The sequence below is a fragment of the Seohaeicola zhoushanensis genome (genome assembly GCF_014656415.1).
Taxonomy (GTDB): domain Bacteria; phylum Pseudomonadota; class Alphaproteobacteria; order Rhodobacterales; family Rhodobacteraceae; genus Seohaeicola_A; species Seohaeicola_A zhoushanensis.
In genome coordinates this window covers 108,201-122,632 of sequence record NZ_BNCJ01000011.1, presented here as the reverse complement: position 1 = coordinate 122,632, position 14,432 = coordinate 108,201, and the positions used below count along the sequence as shown (strand labels likewise).

The 14,432-nt window shown below is 64.5% G+C and carries 12 protein-coding genes; 9 read left to right on the top strand and 3 right to left on the bottom strand.

Annotated elements, in window-relative coordinates; all coding sequences use genetic code 11:
• Window positions 1-16: 16 nt before the first annotated feature.
• Together IE266_RS17405 and IE266_RS17400 are read right to left on the bottom strand one after the other, a co-directional pair.
• A complete protein-coding gene (locus tag IE266_RS17405; RefSeq protein WP_189681387.1) occupies window positions 17-1,180 on the bottom strand; it encodes an acyl-CoA dehydrogenase family protein in 1,164 nt (387 codons plus the stop codon).
• On the bottom strand, window positions 1,170-1,859 hold the full coding sequence (locus IE266_RS17400; RefSeq protein ID WP_189681386.1) for a TetR/AcrR family transcriptional regulator: 690 nt from the start codon (window positions 1,857-1,859) through the stop codon (window positions 1,170-1,172). The genes IE266_RS17405 and IE266_RS17400 overlap by 11 nt, the downstream gene beginning before the upstream one ends.
• A gap of 282 nt (window positions 1,860-2,141) precedes the next feature.
• On the opposite strand from IE266_RS17400, the gene IE266_RS17395 reads away from it, so the two are divergent.
• Together IE266_RS17395 and IE266_RS17390 are read left to right on the top strand one after the other, a co-directional pair.
• Complete coding sequence (locus tag IE266_RS17395) at window positions 2,142-2,750, top strand: TetR/AcrR family transcriptional regulator (protein ID WP_189681385.1); 609 nt, start codon at window positions 2,142-2,144, stop codon at window positions 2,748-2,750.
• 124 nt (window positions 2,751-2,874) lie between these two features.
• A complete protein-coding gene (locus tag IE266_RS17390; RefSeq protein ID WP_189681384.1) occupies window positions 2,875-4,611 on the top strand; it encodes an adenylate/guanylate cyclase domain-containing protein in 1,737 nt (578 codons plus the stop codon).
• 17 nt (window positions 4,612-4,628) lie between these two features.
• Here the strand turns inward: IE266_RS17390 and IE266_RS17385 are convergent, their stop codons facing one another.
• Window positions 4,629-5,051 (bottom strand): MarR family winged helix-turn-helix transcriptional regulator, encoded by a 423-nt coding sequence (locus IE266_RS17385; protein WP_189681383.1) that lies wholly within the window; start codon window positions 5,049-5,051, stop codon window positions 4,629-4,631.
• Between the two features lie 101 nt (window positions 5,052-5,152).
• Here IE266_RS17385 and IE266_RS17380 point away from each other — a divergent pair, with 101 nt between their 5' ends.
• The 7 genes from IE266_RS17380 (at window position 5,153) to IE266_RS17350 (ending at window position 14,431) form a co-directional block, all read left to right on the top strand.
• A complete protein-coding gene (locus IE266_RS17380; RefSeq protein WP_189681382.1) occupies window positions 5,153-6,295 on the top strand; it encodes a substrate-binding domain-containing protein in 1,143 nt (380 codons plus the stop codon).
• A gap of 111 nt (window positions 6,296-6,406) precedes the next feature.
• Window positions 6,407-8,011, top strand: coding sequence for a flotillin family protein (locus IE266_RS17375; protein ID WP_189681381.1), 1,605 nt, complete (start codon window positions 6,407-6,409; stop codon window positions 8,009-8,011).
• Window positions 8,012-8,066: 55 nt separating this feature from the next.
• Window positions 8,067-9,290 (top strand): urea ABC transporter substrate-binding protein, encoded by a 1,224-nt coding sequence (locus IE266_RS17370; protein ID WP_189681380.1) that lies wholly within the window; start codon window positions 8,067-8,069, stop codon window positions 9,288-9,290.
• Window positions 9,291-9,381: 91 nt separating this feature from the next.
• The gene (locus IE266_RS17365) at window positions 9,382-10,248 is read left to right on the top strand and encodes an ABC transporter permease subunit (protein WP_189681379.1); all 867 of its coding nucleotides are present in this window, start codon (window positions 9,382-9,384) and stop codon (window positions 10,246-10,248) included.
• Window positions 10,248-11,285 carry a branched-chain amino acid ABC transporter permease gene (locus IE266_RS17360; protein ID WP_189681378.1) on the top strand — a complete coding sequence of 346 codons (1,038 nt, stop codon included), beginning with the start codon at window positions 10,248-10,250 and terminating at the stop codon, window positions 11,283-11,285. The genes IE266_RS17365 and IE266_RS17360 overlap by 1 nt, the downstream gene beginning before the upstream one ends.
• The gene (locus IE266_RS17355; RefSeq protein WP_189681377.1) at window positions 11,278-11,994 is read left to right on the top strand and encodes an ABC transporter ATP-binding protein; all 717 of its coding nucleotides are present in this window, start codon (window positions 11,278-11,280) and stop codon (window positions 11,992-11,994) included. Before IE266_RS17360 ends, IE266_RS17355 begins: the two co-directional genes overlap by 8 nt.
• A gap of 1 nt (window position 11,995) precedes the next feature.
• Window positions 11,996-14,431 (top strand): amidase, encoded by a 2,436-nt coding sequence (locus IE266_RS17350; RefSeq protein WP_189681376.1) that lies wholly within the window; start codon window positions 11,996-11,998, stop codon window positions 14,429-14,431.
• Window position 14,432: the final 1 nt, after the last annotated feature.

Below are 14,432 nucleotides of genomic sequence, written 5' to 3'. Positions count from 1 at the left end.
CGCTTTTGGTGGCGCGTCAGGTGAAGTCGACATCGAGCCCGCAGGCCCGTGCGATCAGCATGGTCTGGATCTGACTCGACCCGTCGCCAATGGTGCAAATGCGGTTGTCGCGCAGGTAACGCGAGGGCGGGCAGTCATCCATGAAGCCCCAGCCGCCGTGGACCTGGACCGCCATGTTGGCGACCTCGGTGCCGATCTCGGTGGCGCCCAGCTTGGCCATCGACAGCGCGCCCAGGTCGTCGATTCCCTGGTCGACCTGCCAGGCGGCGCGATAGGTGAGAAGGCGCGCGGTATCGACCTTCAGCGCCATCTGGGCGATCAACTGCTGGATCAGCTGCCGGTTGCCCAGCGGCGCGCCGAAGGCTTGGCGTTCCTTGGCATAGGCGATGGCATGGTCGAGGCTGGCCTGCGCCAGGCCCAGCGAACAGGCCGAGAGCCAGAGCCGCGCGGCCTGGTAGCCCTTGTGCAGCAGGTGCCGTCCGCCGTGCAGCGTGCCGACCACCGCGTCTTCGCCCAGCTGGCAGTCGTCGAGGTAGAGCTGGCGGGTGTCGGTGCTTTTCCAGCCCATCTTGTTGTAGCCGGAGCCGCGGGTGTAACCGGGCGCGTCGTTCGGCGTGAGGAAGAGGGTGAACTTCTTGCGTTCCTCCTCCTTCGGCGAGGAAATCGCCAGGATCAGCGTGAACAGCGAGATCGGCGTGCCGGCATTGGTGATGAAGGCCTTTTCGCCGCTCAGCGACCATTGCCCGTTGCCCAGTTGCGTCGCGCGGGTGGTAAAGCCGCCGGTGTCCGAGCCGGCATCGGGTTCGGTGCCCGCGATGGAACAGATCTTCTGCCCCGAAATGATCTCGGGCAGCCACTTCTGCTTCTGTTCCTCGGTGCCAAAGCGGGCGACGGTGAGGCCGGTCGCCATCGAGACCATCGTGGAGACGGCGATGGATTGGTCGGCGCGGGCGAGTTCCTCGATAGCCAGCACGGCCTCGAAAACGCCGAGGCCCATGCCGCCGAGTTCCTCGGGGAAGGGGATCGACATGACCCCCATCTCGCCAACGCGCTGGAACAGCTCGACCGGGAACTGGCCCTTGCGATCGAGTTCCTCGGCCCGCGGTGCGATTTCGGCCTGGGCGAAGGCGTGAATGGTCTGCTGGAGCTCTTTCTGCTCGGGGGTCAGATCAAAGTGCATGGTCTTCCTTCAGGTATGAAAGCGGCGCCTGCGCGGGCCGGGCGATGTCTTCCAGTCGGGTGGTGAGGGTGGGGGCCGGACGCGCATCTAGCGCGCGGGTGGCGATTTCGACGATGGCGTGTGCCACCATCTCGGGAGTCCAGTTGCCTTCGGGGCGGTACCACTTGGAGACCCAGTGGATCGATCCCAGCAGCATGAAGACGGCGATCTTCGGCTCGGTGGCGACGATGGAGCCGTCGGCGATCCCATCGCGCACCAGCCGGCGCATTCGCATCTCGTAGGCGTCGCGCTTTTCATAGGTCTGTTCGGCCTCGGCGCCGTGCAGGGCGTTGTCCTCGAGGATCAGCGCCGGGACGCCGAGTTCGGCAATCATCTCGATGAGGTAGTTGGTCAGCCCTATGCGGATCTTGTCGAGGGCGTTGAGGCCTTCCTTTTCGCCCTGGGTCAGCGCCTTGTCGGCAATGTCGAGGGCCTCTTCCTGGCAGGCGAGCACCAACTCGTTCTTGTTCAACACGTAACGGTAGAGCGCCGCCTTGGAGACGCCGAGGCTGATGGCGACATCTTCGAGCGTGGCGCCGTGGCTGCCCTGACGGGTGAAGACCATCGCCGCGGCGCGCAGGATCGCCTTGCGCTTCATCGCCTGCTGCGCGGTCCGGTCGGGGATGGCGTCGTTCCACACGTGGCGTGCCTCATTTTCTATCTAACGACTGTTATAATTTTTCGCCTCATTTCCAGTCAATCACAAATGTGACCATGCGGTCACGCAGCGAGGCTCTTCGGTAACTTTTGGAAATCGTTGGTTATTGCGCGTCTCCGCGGTGCAGAAAAATCTAACAGTCGCAATTTTACTTTTCGTGCAGACGAGCGGAGAGCGCTCGAATCACGGTCGCATCCGGTGGGTACTCTTGCTCCGGGCGGTCGGTTCGTCCTATGCACGGGACAGGTCAAAGGAGGACCGGAGATGCCTGCCATCCGTCGCGCGGACGAGAAGCTGAGGGACGTCTCACGCCGCATGATCCTGGATCGGACGGCGAGCCTGCTGGTCAGGCAGGGCTATGGCACGACCTCGCTGCGCGACATTGCCCAGGCCTGCGATATGAAGGCGGGATCACTCTATTACCATTTCGAGAGCAAGGACGCGCTGGTCGAGGAGATCCTCACCGAAGGGGTGAACCGGGTCGAAAGCGCGGTGCAGAAGGCGCTCGACGCGATGTTCGATGCGGCGCCGCTTGACCGGGTTCGGGTGGCGATGGAGGTGCACCTGCGCACGCTGCATGACCGCAGCGACTATGCCTCGGCCCATATCCGCTGCTTCTCGCATGTGCCAGACGACATGCGGCGACGCCTGCGACGGACCCGGCGCAGTTATGACGCGGTCTGGGCGGGGTTGCTGGAAGCGGCGCAGGCGGCCGGCGATATCGCGGCGGACGTGGACCTGCTGACACTGCGCTTTGCCATCATCGGAATGCTGAACTGGACGCTGGAATGGCGGTTGCCTTCGGGGGCAGGGCCCGAGGAAATGGCCGACCGTTTCTATCGCATCGCGTTCCAGGGGGCGTGCAACGCCTGATTTTGGCTGGGCGTTGTTTGTGTCGTGCATACGGGCGCGGATCTCGATGCTCGCAAAAATCTTGCACTACGGCATTCTTGGTTTTCAGATGGAGTGAAGCCGAACCCTTTCGAGGTCATCCCGAATGGACCGACGCCTTGCCGCCATTCTTGCCGCCGACGTTGCAGGCTACAGCGCCCTTGCCGGCGCGGACGAGCAGGGTACGCTGCGCGCGCTCAAGGGGCACATGAGCGCGCTCGAGCCGATCATCAACCTGAACGGCGGCCGGATCGTCAAGACAATGGGGGACGGCTTCCTTGCCGAGTTCCGCTCTGTGGTCGACGCGGTAGCCTGCGCCGAGACGATGCAGAAGCACCTTGCCGAGAGGAATGCCGCTCGCGGAGATAGCCCCGAGCTGCGGTTCAGGATGGGCGTTCATGTCGGCGACGTCGTGGTGGATGGCGACGACATCCTCGGCGATGGCGTCAATATCGCCGCCCGGCTGGAGAGCATCGCGGAGCCGGGTGGCGTGGTCATCTCGGGCCGGGTGCACGAGGATATCGCCGGGAAGGTCGATCTTGCCTTTCGTGATCTCGGCCCGCAAGAGCTGAAGAACATCACGCGGCCAGTGCGGGCTTTTGCGCTGCGTATCGCGACCATGTCGGTGAGTGTGAGTGCGCCGGTGCATCCCCGGAAACCCTCGGTTGCGGTACTTGCTTTCGACAACCTGTCCTCAGATGCCGAGCAGGATTTCTTAGCGGACGGGATCACCGAGGATATCATCACGGGGTTGTCGCGGGTGCCGTGGATCTTCGTGATCGCCCGGAACTCCTCGTTCGCCTACAAGGGGTTGTCGGTCGACATTCGCCGCGTCGGGCGCGAGCTTGGGGTACGCTACGTGCTGGAAGGATCGATCCGCAAGGCGGGTAACCGTCTGCGCGTCACCGGCCAATTGATCGACGCAGAGACCGGCGCGCACGTCTGGGCGAACCGCTATGACGGTGTGATCGAAGATGTGTTCGACCTACAGGACAGGATCACCGAAGCGGTTGTCGGGGCAATCGCGCCGGCGATCCGTCAGTCGGAGATTGGGCGGGCGGCGCTCGGCCGGCCCGACAGCCTTGACGCCTACGAGCATTTCATGCGTGCGCAGTCGGCAATCTACAAGTTCGACTTCAGATCGGCGGACGACCATCTGACGCGGGCGCTGGAAATGGCGTCGGACTATCCTCTGGCGAAAGCGCTGCGGGGCTGGATCCGAACCCTGCTCTGGGATCCCGACACGCGGCCGACCGAGGAACGCTTCGACTTTGCTGTCCGGATGGCACGCGAGACGCTGGCTGCGGCCGATCCCGATATCGAGGCACAGGCCTACGCCGGCTATATCCTCGCCTTCCTGTCGCGCGACCATGAATACGGCCGGTCGCTGATCGCACAGGCAATCGAGGCCTGCCCGAACTGCGTTTCGGCCTGGGGATCGAGTTGCATCGTGCATGGCCTGATGGGGGATGCGCCAACCGCGCTGGCCCATGCCGAGGAAGCGTTGCGGCTAAACCCGGCTGATCCGTTGGGGTATCGCGTGCACCTGGGCATCAGTCTTGCCCATATTGCCGAGCACAACTGGCCGGCGCTGCGCGATTGCGTCGACCGGGTCAGGGCTTTCCATAACTCGGTCTCGATCTTCCGCCTGAACGAGATCGTCGCCGAGATGGCGATGGGCAATGCCGAGCGCGCGCGGGAACTGGCGCAGCAGCACATGAGCCGGGAGCCGGATTTCAGCGTCTCGCTGTTCCGCAGGATGCGGTCGCGGATCAGTATCACCAAGCCGGGCATCTACGACGCCTATTACAGCATGATGGCGAAGGCCGGCATTCCCGAATAGCTGGGGCCGCTGCCGGTTCAGGCGATCCCGCGCAGAATACGGATCAGCTCCGCCGAGTCGTCCTGGCCGAGCTGGCTGAGGATGGCGGCGTCTTCGTCCTCGATCTCACGGCGGATCTGCATCATGCGCTTGCGGCCGAGCGCGGTGGGCAGGACGTTGACCTTGCGGTGATCGCTTTGCGAGACTTGGCGGTGGACCAGGCCATCGGACACCATGCGGTCGACCAGTTTGGTAAGGGTCGGCGGGTTCATCAGCACGATCTCGGCCAGTTCGCCCATCGTGAGGTGGCGGCCGGACCCGAGCGTTTCGAGGAGGCGCCAGGCTTCGATCTGGATGCCGTGCTTGCGCAGGCGGGCGCTCAGAGAATTGCTGATTCTTCTGTGCGCGGCGGCCAGGGCGTAGGAAACGAAGTTGTTTATTGGGCTATCGCTGCTGTCCATCGGCCTACCACTCGAACCTTTTCGAGATTTTAGTTGACTTGGAAATTAAACTCAAATGCTATGTGCGAATTCCCTTCCCGGACGGCGAAGGCGTCACCTGGATGAGCTACGCACTACCCCAACCCTTCGTCCCCACCGAGCTGGACGAGTTGCGTGACGGCCCTCTGGCCCAAGCGCGGGGGACGTTTAGGGTTGCGCTTCTCATTCCTTTGTGCGGCTCGGCCGGGATCTGGGCGCCTTCCTGCATTTCCAGTGCACAGGTGGCCGTCGAGGAACTGAACCGCGCCAGCGGCATCAACGGCCGCAATGTGCAACTGGTCATGATCGACTCGGCGCTGGAGGCGGCGATCCCGATCGAGCAGACGGTGAACGACCTGATCGAAAGCCGTTCGATCGATGCCATCGTGGGGATGCACATCAGCGCTGTCCGGCAGCGGCTGAGCAAGGTGGTGCGCCAGCGCATTCCCTATGTCTACACGCCGCTCTACGAGGGCGGTGAGACCACCGCCGGCATCTATGCCATAGGCGAGACTCCGGACGAGCAGCTTGGCCCCTCGATGGAGCTGATCCAGAAGGATTATCGCCCAGCCAGTTGGGCGCTGATCGGAAACGACTATGTCTGGCCGCGGATCTCGCATCTGTTCGCCAAGGCCAAGCTGAAGCAGATGTCGAGCCGGTTGGCCTATGAGAAATACCTGCCGTTCGGGCTGAGCAGCATGAGCCGCTTCGTCGAGGAGATCGAGCGCTCCGAGGCCGAGGCGGTGCTGATCTCGTTGGTCGGCCAGGATGCCGTCGCGTTCAACCGGGCCTTCGGAGCGGCGGGGCTGCACAAGAAGATGGTGCGGCTGTCCTGTGCCATCGACGAGAACTCGCTGCTGGCCAGCGGGTCGCGCAACAGCAAGCGGATGTTCGTGGCGTCCTCGTATTTCGCCTCGCTGCCGAGCGAGGCCAACGCGGCGTTCAAGGAGCAGTATTATCGCCTGCACGGCGACCAGGCGCCGGTTCTGAATGCGCTGGGTCAGTCGACCTACGAGGGGCTGCATTTCCTGGCCGGGCTGATGCGCGATCACGGTTCGGCATGGCGGTCGTTCAGCCTTGGTACCGGGCGTCCGGTGATTCACCGCAGCAGCCGCAAACTGGGGGTTGGCGAGCACTGCGGCCGTGCACCGATCTATCTGGCGCGCGCGGACGGTCTCAATTTTGAGGTCATAAAGTCGTTAAAAAGCAGTTACTTGAACACATAAATTTTCCAGTTCAAATTTTTTACTTGAAACGGAAAATAAAATTCCCCTAGGGTTCGCTCAACGATAACCCGTGCCGATTCAGGCCGGGACACTGCAACCGGGAGATGACATTTGCTCTGGATCGCCCTGCTGGCGTGCGCCGCAATCATTGTGCTTGTCGGGATCTGGTTCCTTCAGCGCTACTACGCGAAATCGACGCTGGATAGCGCGCTGGTGCGGACCGGTTTCGGCGGGCGGCGCGTGGTGACCGATGGCGGCTGCCTGGCGCTGCCGATCCTGCACCAGGTGCAGCGCGTTTCGATGGGGGCTCTGACCTTTACCACGCTGCGCGCAGGGCGCGAGGCGGTGCTGACGCGCGACCAGATGCGGGCGGACGTGAGCTTCGAGTTCGAGCTGCGCGTCGCGCCGACCGACGAGGGGATCGCCACGGCGGCGCAGGCGCTTGGTTCGCGGATCTCGCGCAGTGTCGAAAGCGTGGAAGAGGTGCTTTCGGGCACCCTGGTCAACGCGATCCAGAACGCCGCCGCCGCGCGCACGCTGGAGGAAATCCATCTCGACCGCGCGGGCTTTGCCGACGAGGTTTCGCGCACGGTCGAGCAGCAGGCGGCGCGGCTGGGGCTGATGATCGTCTCGGTCTCGTTGCTGCATGTCGATCAGAGCGACCTGGCGCAGTGGAACGAGAGCAACGCCTTCAACGCGCAGGGGATGCGTCGGCTGGCGGAACTGGTGGCGGACCAGCGCAAGGCGCGGGTGAGGATCGAGACCGAGGCCGACATCTCGGTCCGCGAGAGCCAGCTGGCCCAGCACCGCCGTCAGCTAGAGCTGAAGCGAGAGGAGCGCGAGGCGGAGATCGCCCAGCAGGAATACCTGGCCCGGCTCGAAACCGAGGCGAAGTCGCGGGAAGAGCAGGCGCGCGACCAAGCGCGGCTGGCCACCGAGACCTCGCGGATCACCAACGATGGCCGCGTAAAGGCCAGCAAGGTCGAGAATGACGAGGCGCTGCGGCGTGCCGAGATGGCGGCAATCCTCTCGCTGGAAGAAACCAAGATCGCCAACGACATCCAGCTGGCGCGCAAGCGGGCGGAGGAGTCCGAGGCCAAGGCCGCCGAGGAGAAGGCGCGGGCCACGGTGATCCTGGCCGCCGAACATGTGCAGGCCCAGAAGGAGCGCGCCATCGCCGAGCGCGAGCGCGAGATCGCGCGGCTGAAGCAGGAAAAGGACCTGGCGCTGGAAGAGGCGCGGGTGAAGAGCGACGTCGATACCCTGCTGGCCCGGGCGCAGGCCGATGCCACCGCCAAGGCCAAGGCAGCGGATGCCGAGCGGGTGCGGATGGAGGCGGAGGCCGCGGGGCGCACGGCGCTGAATTCGGCCGAGAACACGCTGAGCGACGCGGTGATCCGGATGCGCCTGGAAGAGCGCAAGCTCGACCGGCTGCCCGAGATCATGACCCAGATGATGAAGCCGGTGGAGAAGATCGACTCGATCCGTATCAACCAGATCTCGGGCGTGGGACAGGGGCAGGGCGGGGCCGGGCAAGGGACCAGCGTCGACAATGCCTTCGGCGCGGCCATGGACCAGATCCTCGGCATGGCGGTGCGCCTGCCGGCGATGAAGCAGATGGGCGAAGAAATCGGGCTCGACTTCGATGCCAACCTCGCCGGGCGGACGGCGGATTACGCCAACCGCATCAAGGCGAAAGACACGCCCAGGGAATGACGCAGGATATACACCTGCGCAGCCAAGACCAACAGACACCTCGGAGGTAAACGGGATGACACTCAACAGACGGAATTTCCTTGCCGGAACGGCGGCGATGACCGGAGCGGCGATGCTGCCGAAAGCGGTGCTCGCCGCGGATGCGATCAAGCTCGGCTCGATCCTCGACACCTCCGGCATCTTCGATGCCTACGGCAAGCCGATGGACATGGCCTTGCGGCTTGCGGTGAACGAGCTCAACGGTGCGGGCGGTCTGCTGGGCCGGCAGATTGAGGTGGTCTCGTATGACACCCAGTCCGACATGGCGCTCTATTCGCAATATGCACAGCAGCTGACCCGCCAGGACAAGGTCGACGTGGTGCATGGCGGCATTCTCTCGGCCTCGCGCGAGGCGATCCGCCAGACCATGCGCAAGAACAAGACGCTGTATTTCTACAACGTCCAGTATGAGGGCGGCGTCTGCGACCGCAACATCTTCTGCAACGGTTTGACCCCGGCGCAGCAGGCGGCGGCGTTGGTGCCCTGGGCGCTGAAGGAGGCGGGCGGCAAGAAGGTCTATACGCTGGCGGCGGATTACAACTATGGCCAGATCACCGCGCGCTGGATCCAGAAGTTCGTGGAGGAGGCCGGTGGCGAGGTGGTCGGGACCGACTTCTTCCCGCTCGACGTTGCCGACTTCGGCGCGACCATCGCCAAGGTGCAGACCGCAGCGCCCGACCTGGTGATCGCGCCGCTTGTCGGCGGGGCGCATCTGTCGTTCTTCCGCCAGTGGGCGGCTTCGGGCATGAAGGACAAGATCCCGCTGGCCTCGACCACAATGGGCGTGGGCAACGAGCACAAGGTGCTGACGCCGGAAGAGGGCAATGGCATCATGGTCGCCTATTCCTACAGCCAGGATCTCGAAACCGCCGAGAACGCGAGCTTCAAGGACCGCTGGACGGCGGCCTACGGCGATCCGACCGCGCTGCACGAGCTTGCGGTCTCGACCTACTACGGCGTGCACACCTGGGCCAAGGCCGTGGCGCAGGCCGGCTCGATCGAGCGGGATGCGGTGACGGCGGCGCTGGAGACCGGGATTTCGGTCGATGGACCGGCGGGCAAATACACGGTCGATCCGAAGACGCACCATGCGACCGTGGATGTGCATCTGATGAAGGTGCAGGATCACAAGATGAAGGTGATCGAGACCCTGTCGCAGCGGCCGCCGATCGACACCCAGGCGGTCTGCGATCTGAACGCCAATCCGGACGACAACACGCAGTACGAAATCCAGATCTGACCCGGAAAACAGGCCGGCAGGCGCGGCGGACCGCCGCGCCAACCCCGCCAGGGGGCCGGTCGTCTGCACCCAAGAGATACCGAAAGCAAAGATGGACCTCGCATTCGTCATACTCGTGGAAATGCTCTATGCCGTCGCCTCGCTGATCCTGATCGGTGCCGGGCTGGCGGTGGTCTTCGGCATGATGAAGGTTATCAACCTCGCTCATGGCGAATTCATGATGATGGGCGGCTATGCGACCATTACCGCAGTGAACCTGGGCGTGAACATTTTCGTCGCCATGTTGGTGGTTGCGCCGCTGGTGGTCGGGCTGATCGGGCTGGTGGTGGAGCGGCTGGTGATCCGCCATCTTTATGGCCGCCTGGTCGACACGATGCTGGCGACCTGGGGCTTGAGCCTGTTCTTCATCGGGCTTGTCACCATGATCTTCGGCAATACCACCACCGGTATCTCGACGCCGATCCCCGGCTTTGCGGTCGGTGACTACCAGATCAACGGCTATAATTTCTTCGTCATCCTGGCGGCCATCGCCCTGCTGATCGGCGTCCTGCTGGTGCTCAGGACGACGCGGGCCGGGCTGGTCGCAAGGGGCGCAATGCAGCGGTCCGACATGGCGGCGGCACTGGGCTACAGCCCCGACCGGATTTACATGGCGACCTTCTTCTGTGGCTCAGCCCTGTCGGGGTTGGCCGGTGCCGTCTTCGCGCCGCTGGTCGGGTTGGTGCCAACCTCGGGCGGGGCCTACATCGCCAAGGCCTTCATCACAGTGATCGCCGGTGGCCCCTCGCTGGTCGCGGGCCTGCTGTCGAGCGCGGGGGTCTTCGGCATCGTGAGCCAGATCTTCACCTTCGCGATCTCTCCGGTGATCGGGGAGGTGGCCCTGCTGGTGGCGGCGGTGATCCTGCTGCGGATCATGCCGCAGGGCATCACCGGGCGCTTCTTCAAGGGCAGGCTGTGATGCCCGGCCGTTTCGTGAAAGACGTCTGGGTCACCGTCCTGGTCACCGCGGTGCTGATCTGGATCATGCCGCTGCTGATTGGGACCTATACGCTGACGGTGCTCGTCATCTACGGGATGCTGGGGCTGAGCCTTGGCCTGATCTGGGGGTTCGGGGGCATTCTCTGCTTTGGTCAGACAGCCTTCTTCGGGCTGGGCGCCTATACATATGCCATCGCCGCCATCAACATCGGCGAAAGCACGCTGCCGATGATCCTTGCGATCCTGGTGCCGGCTGTCTTCGCCGCGCTGCTGGGCGCGATGATGTTCTACGGGCGGCTTACGGATGTCTACCTCGGGGTCATCACCCTTGTCGTCACGCTGATCCTGTTCAAGTTCATGAACTCGACCGCCGGGCCGCAATACGTGATCGGCAAGGCGCGAATGGGGGGGTTCAACGGCATTCCGGGCTTTCCGACGCTGAACGTGCCGGGCGACCCCGACACCTACATCTGGGGCGATCCCTACTTCTATGTCTGCGCGGTGCTGCTGGCACTGGTGTTCCTGCTGGTTTCGGCGCTGCTGCGGTCGAGTTTCGGACGCGTCGCGGTCGGGATCCGCGAGAACGAGACGCGGGCCTCGCTCATGGGTTACGACGTGCGGGCGCGCAAGACGGTGCTCTTCGCCATCGGCGCGGCGATTGCCGGGCTGGCCGGGGCGCTTTTCGCCAACTGGGCCGAGATCGTGACGCCGAGCCTGTTCTCGCTGGGCCAGTCGGCCGAGATCATCATCTGGTGCATCGTCGGCGGGCTGGGCACGCGGCTGGGGCCGATCGTCGGGGCGGCGGGGCTGGCTTATCTGAAGTTCCTGCTCGGCCAGCAGGCGGTGGTCGACAACACGCTGATCACTGGCCTCATCCTGGTGCTCTTCGTCCTGTTCCTGCCCAAGGGAATTGTCCCGGCGCTGGTCGGGCTGTGGAAGGCAAGCTTTGGCCGGCGTCCGCTCGGACGCATCCACCAGGCGCGCCGGATGCGCGGAGGGGAGCGGGCGAATGGTTGAGGTGGTGCTGGAAACCGTCGCTCTGACCATGCGCTTTGGCGGAGTGGTCGCGGCAGACAACGTCAACTTCAAGCTGCGCGCCCGCGAGCTGCGCTGCCTGATCGGACCGAACGGGGCCGGCAAGTCGACCTTCTTCAAATGCGTCGCGGGGCTGCAGACCCCGACCGAGGGGCAGGTCTTCATGCGCGGCACGGAGACCACTGGCTGGATGCCGCATCAGATCGCTTCGATGGGGGTGGGGATCAAGACGCAGACGCCCAACGTGATGGACGAGCTGTCGGTCTTCGAGAACATCTGGCTGGCCGCGCGCCGGTTCCACCCGGTCGCCGAGGCCAACCGCAAGGCGCAGGAGATGGTCGAGCGGCTGGCGCTGGGCCCGATCGCGCGCAGCACGCTGGGCCGGCTGGCCCATGGCGAGCGGCAGCGGGTCGAACTGGGGCTGGTCGCTGTCGGTGACCCCTGGCTGGTGCTGCTGGACGAGCCGGCGGCGGGAATGAGCGCCGAGGATGTCGAACGGATGACCGGGATCATACACGAGCTGAACCGGACGGCGGCCATCGTGATCGTCGAGCATGACATGCAGTTCATCCGCTCGATCGCCAAGACGGTGACGGTGTTCCACCAGGGGGCGGTGCTAATGGAGGACCACGTGGACCGCGTGATGTCGGATGCAACGGTGCGCAATGTCTATCTTGGAAAGAAGGCCTGAGATGGCGGAAGAGACGGTCATGGCGCTGGAGGTGAAGGGCCTCTCGGGTGGCTACGGCAGGGTGCCGGTGCTGCACGGTATCGACTGCGCTGTCGCCGAGGGCGAGGTCGTCGGCGTGCTGGGTCACAACGGCATGGGCAAGAGCACCCTGCTCAAGACGATCATGGGCTTTCTGCCGGCCACCGCCGGGAGCGTGCGCTTTCACGCCACCGACGTCACTCGGATCACGCCCTATGAACGGGCCGGGCTGGGGCTTGGCTATGTGCCACAGGGCAGGGGGATCTTCCCGCAGCTGACGGTGCGCGACAACCTGCGCTTTGCCTGGCACGACTATTCCGGCGGCACCGAGACCGAGGTGATGGAGGCGGTCCTGCAGGATTTTCCGCGCCTGCGGCCGCTGCTCGACCGGGACGGGGGCGCGCTGTCGGGGGGCGAGCAGCAGTTGCTCGCGCTGGCGCGCTGCCTGATGGGCGATCCGGATTTCCTGCTGCTGGACGAGCCGACGGAGGGCATCCAGCCCTCGATCATCGAGGAGATGGCCGAAACGCTGCTGCGCCTGCGCAAGACGCGGAATTTCTCGGTGCTGCTGGTCGAGCAGAACTTCGACTTCATCGCCGACCTGTCGGACCGTGTTCTGGTTCTGGAGCGGGGGCGGATCACCGGCGAGTTGAGCCGCGCCGAGCTGGCCGACCAGGGCAAGGTCGACCAGTTCCTTGGCTTTGGTGCCGCACGCGCCACGCGGGGCTCGTCGCCGCGCGTGGCGGCGCAGCCGCGGGGCGGCATGACCGCGCCGCATTCCGGCGTTCTGGCCCCCCGCGCCGTGGCCGGGCGAGCGATGCCACCGGCCATCCAGGGCCGGACCGATTTCAACCAGACCACCGCGCCCGCGCCTGTCGCGGCGGTGCAACCTCCGGTGACGAACATGACCGTGAAACGCCCCAACCTGTCGCAGATGCGTGACATGGCCAGCCGGCTCGGGATGAGCATGACCGATGCCGAACTGGCGGAATACCTGCAACTGATGGAGGGCAACTTCCAGTCCTACGACCGCCTCGACGCGATGCCCGACCACCTGCCGGCGGTGCGCTATCCGCGTTCGCCGGGCCATTTCCCGGACTATTCCGAGAACCCGCAGAACGCCTGGTACGTCAAGACCGAGGTGCGCGGCGCGCCCGACGGGCCGTTGCGGGGCAAGCAGATAGTGCTCAAGGACACCGTCTGCCTGGCCGGGGTTCCGATGATGAACGGCTCGTCGATCATGGAGGGCTTCACGCCCGAGATCGACGCCACCATCGTCACCCGGATGCTCGATGCGGGCGCCACCATCGTGGGCAAGTCGCATTGCGAGAACTTCTGCCTCTCGGGCGGCTCGCATACCAATGCCAAGGGGCCGGTCCATAACCCGTGGAAGCATGGCTATATGGCCGGCGGGTCTTCGAGCGGTTCGGCGGTGCTGGTGGCGACCGGCGAGGTCGACATGGCCATTGCTGGTGACCAGGGCGGTTCGATCCGGATTCCTGCCGCGAATTGCGGGGTTTACGGGATGAAGCCAACCCATGGGCTGGTGCCCTATTCCGGGGTGATGCCGGTCGAGCAGACCATCGATCACGTCGGGCCGGTGACCAATTGCGTGGCCGACAATGCGCTGCTGCTCGAGGTGCTGGCCGGCGAGGACGGGCTCGACCCGCGGCAGTACAAGCCGCAGACCTACCGCTATACCGAGGCGCTGGGACGTGGCGCGCAGGGGTTGCGGATCGGGATCCTCAAGGAAGGTTTCCACCGCCCCGAGAGCGAGGCCGACGTGGATGCCAAGGTCCTGGCCGCCGCCGAGCGGTTCCGTGACCTGGGCGCGCGGGTCGAGGAAGTGTCGTTGCCAGAGCACCTGCTTGCCATCGACTGCTGGACCGCGATCACGCTGGAAGGCCTGCAGGATCACATGATGTGGGGCAATTCGGCGGGGACCAATTATCGCGGGCTCTTCCTGCCTTCTATGATGGACCACATGGCGCAATGGCGCGGACGCGCGGACGAGCTGAGCCCATCGCTCAAGGTGTCGATGTTCGTGGGCGAGTATTTCCAGACCCAATATCGGGGCCGTTTCTACGGCAAGGCGCAGAACATCATGCGCAAGGTCACTGCCCGTTACTCCGAAGTGCTCCGACAATACGACATGCTGCTGATGCCGACGGTGCCGATGAAGGCGCAGGAGATTCCGCCTCCGGATTGTTCTATCAGCCTCTACATCCAGCGGGCCTTCGAGATGATCGGCAATACCGCGCCCTTCAACGGGACCGGCCTGCCGGCCTTCAGCGTTCCCTGCGGGCTGAGCGAGGGGCTGCCCATCGGGATGATGCTGGTCGGAAGCAACTATGGCGAGCTCAAGCTTTACCAGGCAGGTCATGCCTTCGAGCAGAGCGGTGACTGGCGCACCATGTAAG

Coding starts and splice junctions, on each gene's coding strand:
- IE266_RS17405 (WP_189681387.1), bottom strand. CDS start 1,180: ATGCACTTTGATCTGACCCCCGAGCAGAAAGAGCTCCAGCAGACCATT.
- IE266_RS17395 (WP_189681385.1), top strand. CDS start 2,142: ATGCCTGCCATCCGTCGCGCGGACGAGAAGCTGAGGGACGTCTCACGC.
- IE266_RS17390 (WP_189681384.1), top strand. CDS start 2,875: ATGGACCGACGCCTTGCCGCCATTCTTGCCGCCGACGTTGCAGGCTAC.
- IE266_RS17385 (WP_189681383.1), bottom strand. CDS start 5,051: ATGGACAGCAGCGATAGCCCAATAAACAACTTCGTTTCCTACGCCCTG.
- IE266_RS17380 (WP_189681382.1), top strand. CDS start 5,153: ATGAGCTACGCACTACCCCAACCCTTCGTCCCCACCGAGCTGGACGAG.
- IE266_RS17370 (WP_189681380.1), top strand. CDS start 8,067: ATGACACTCAACAGACGGAATTTCCTTGCCGGAACGGCGGCGATGACC.
- IE266_RS17365 (WP_189681379.1), top strand. CDS start 9,382: ATGGACCTCGCATTCGTCATACTCGTGGAAATGCTCTATGCCGTCGCC.
- IE266_RS17360 (WP_189681378.1), top strand. CDS start 10,248: ATGCCCGGCCGTTTCGTGAAAGACGTCTGGGTCACCGTCCTGGTCACC.
- IE266_RS17355 (WP_189681377.1), top strand. CDS start 11,278: ATGGTTGAGGTGGTGCTGGAAACCGTCGCTCTGACCATGCGCTTTGGC.
- IE266_RS17350 (WP_189681376.1), top strand. CDS start 11,996: ATGGCGGAAGAGACGGTCATGGCGCTGGAGGTGAAGGGCCTCTCGGGT.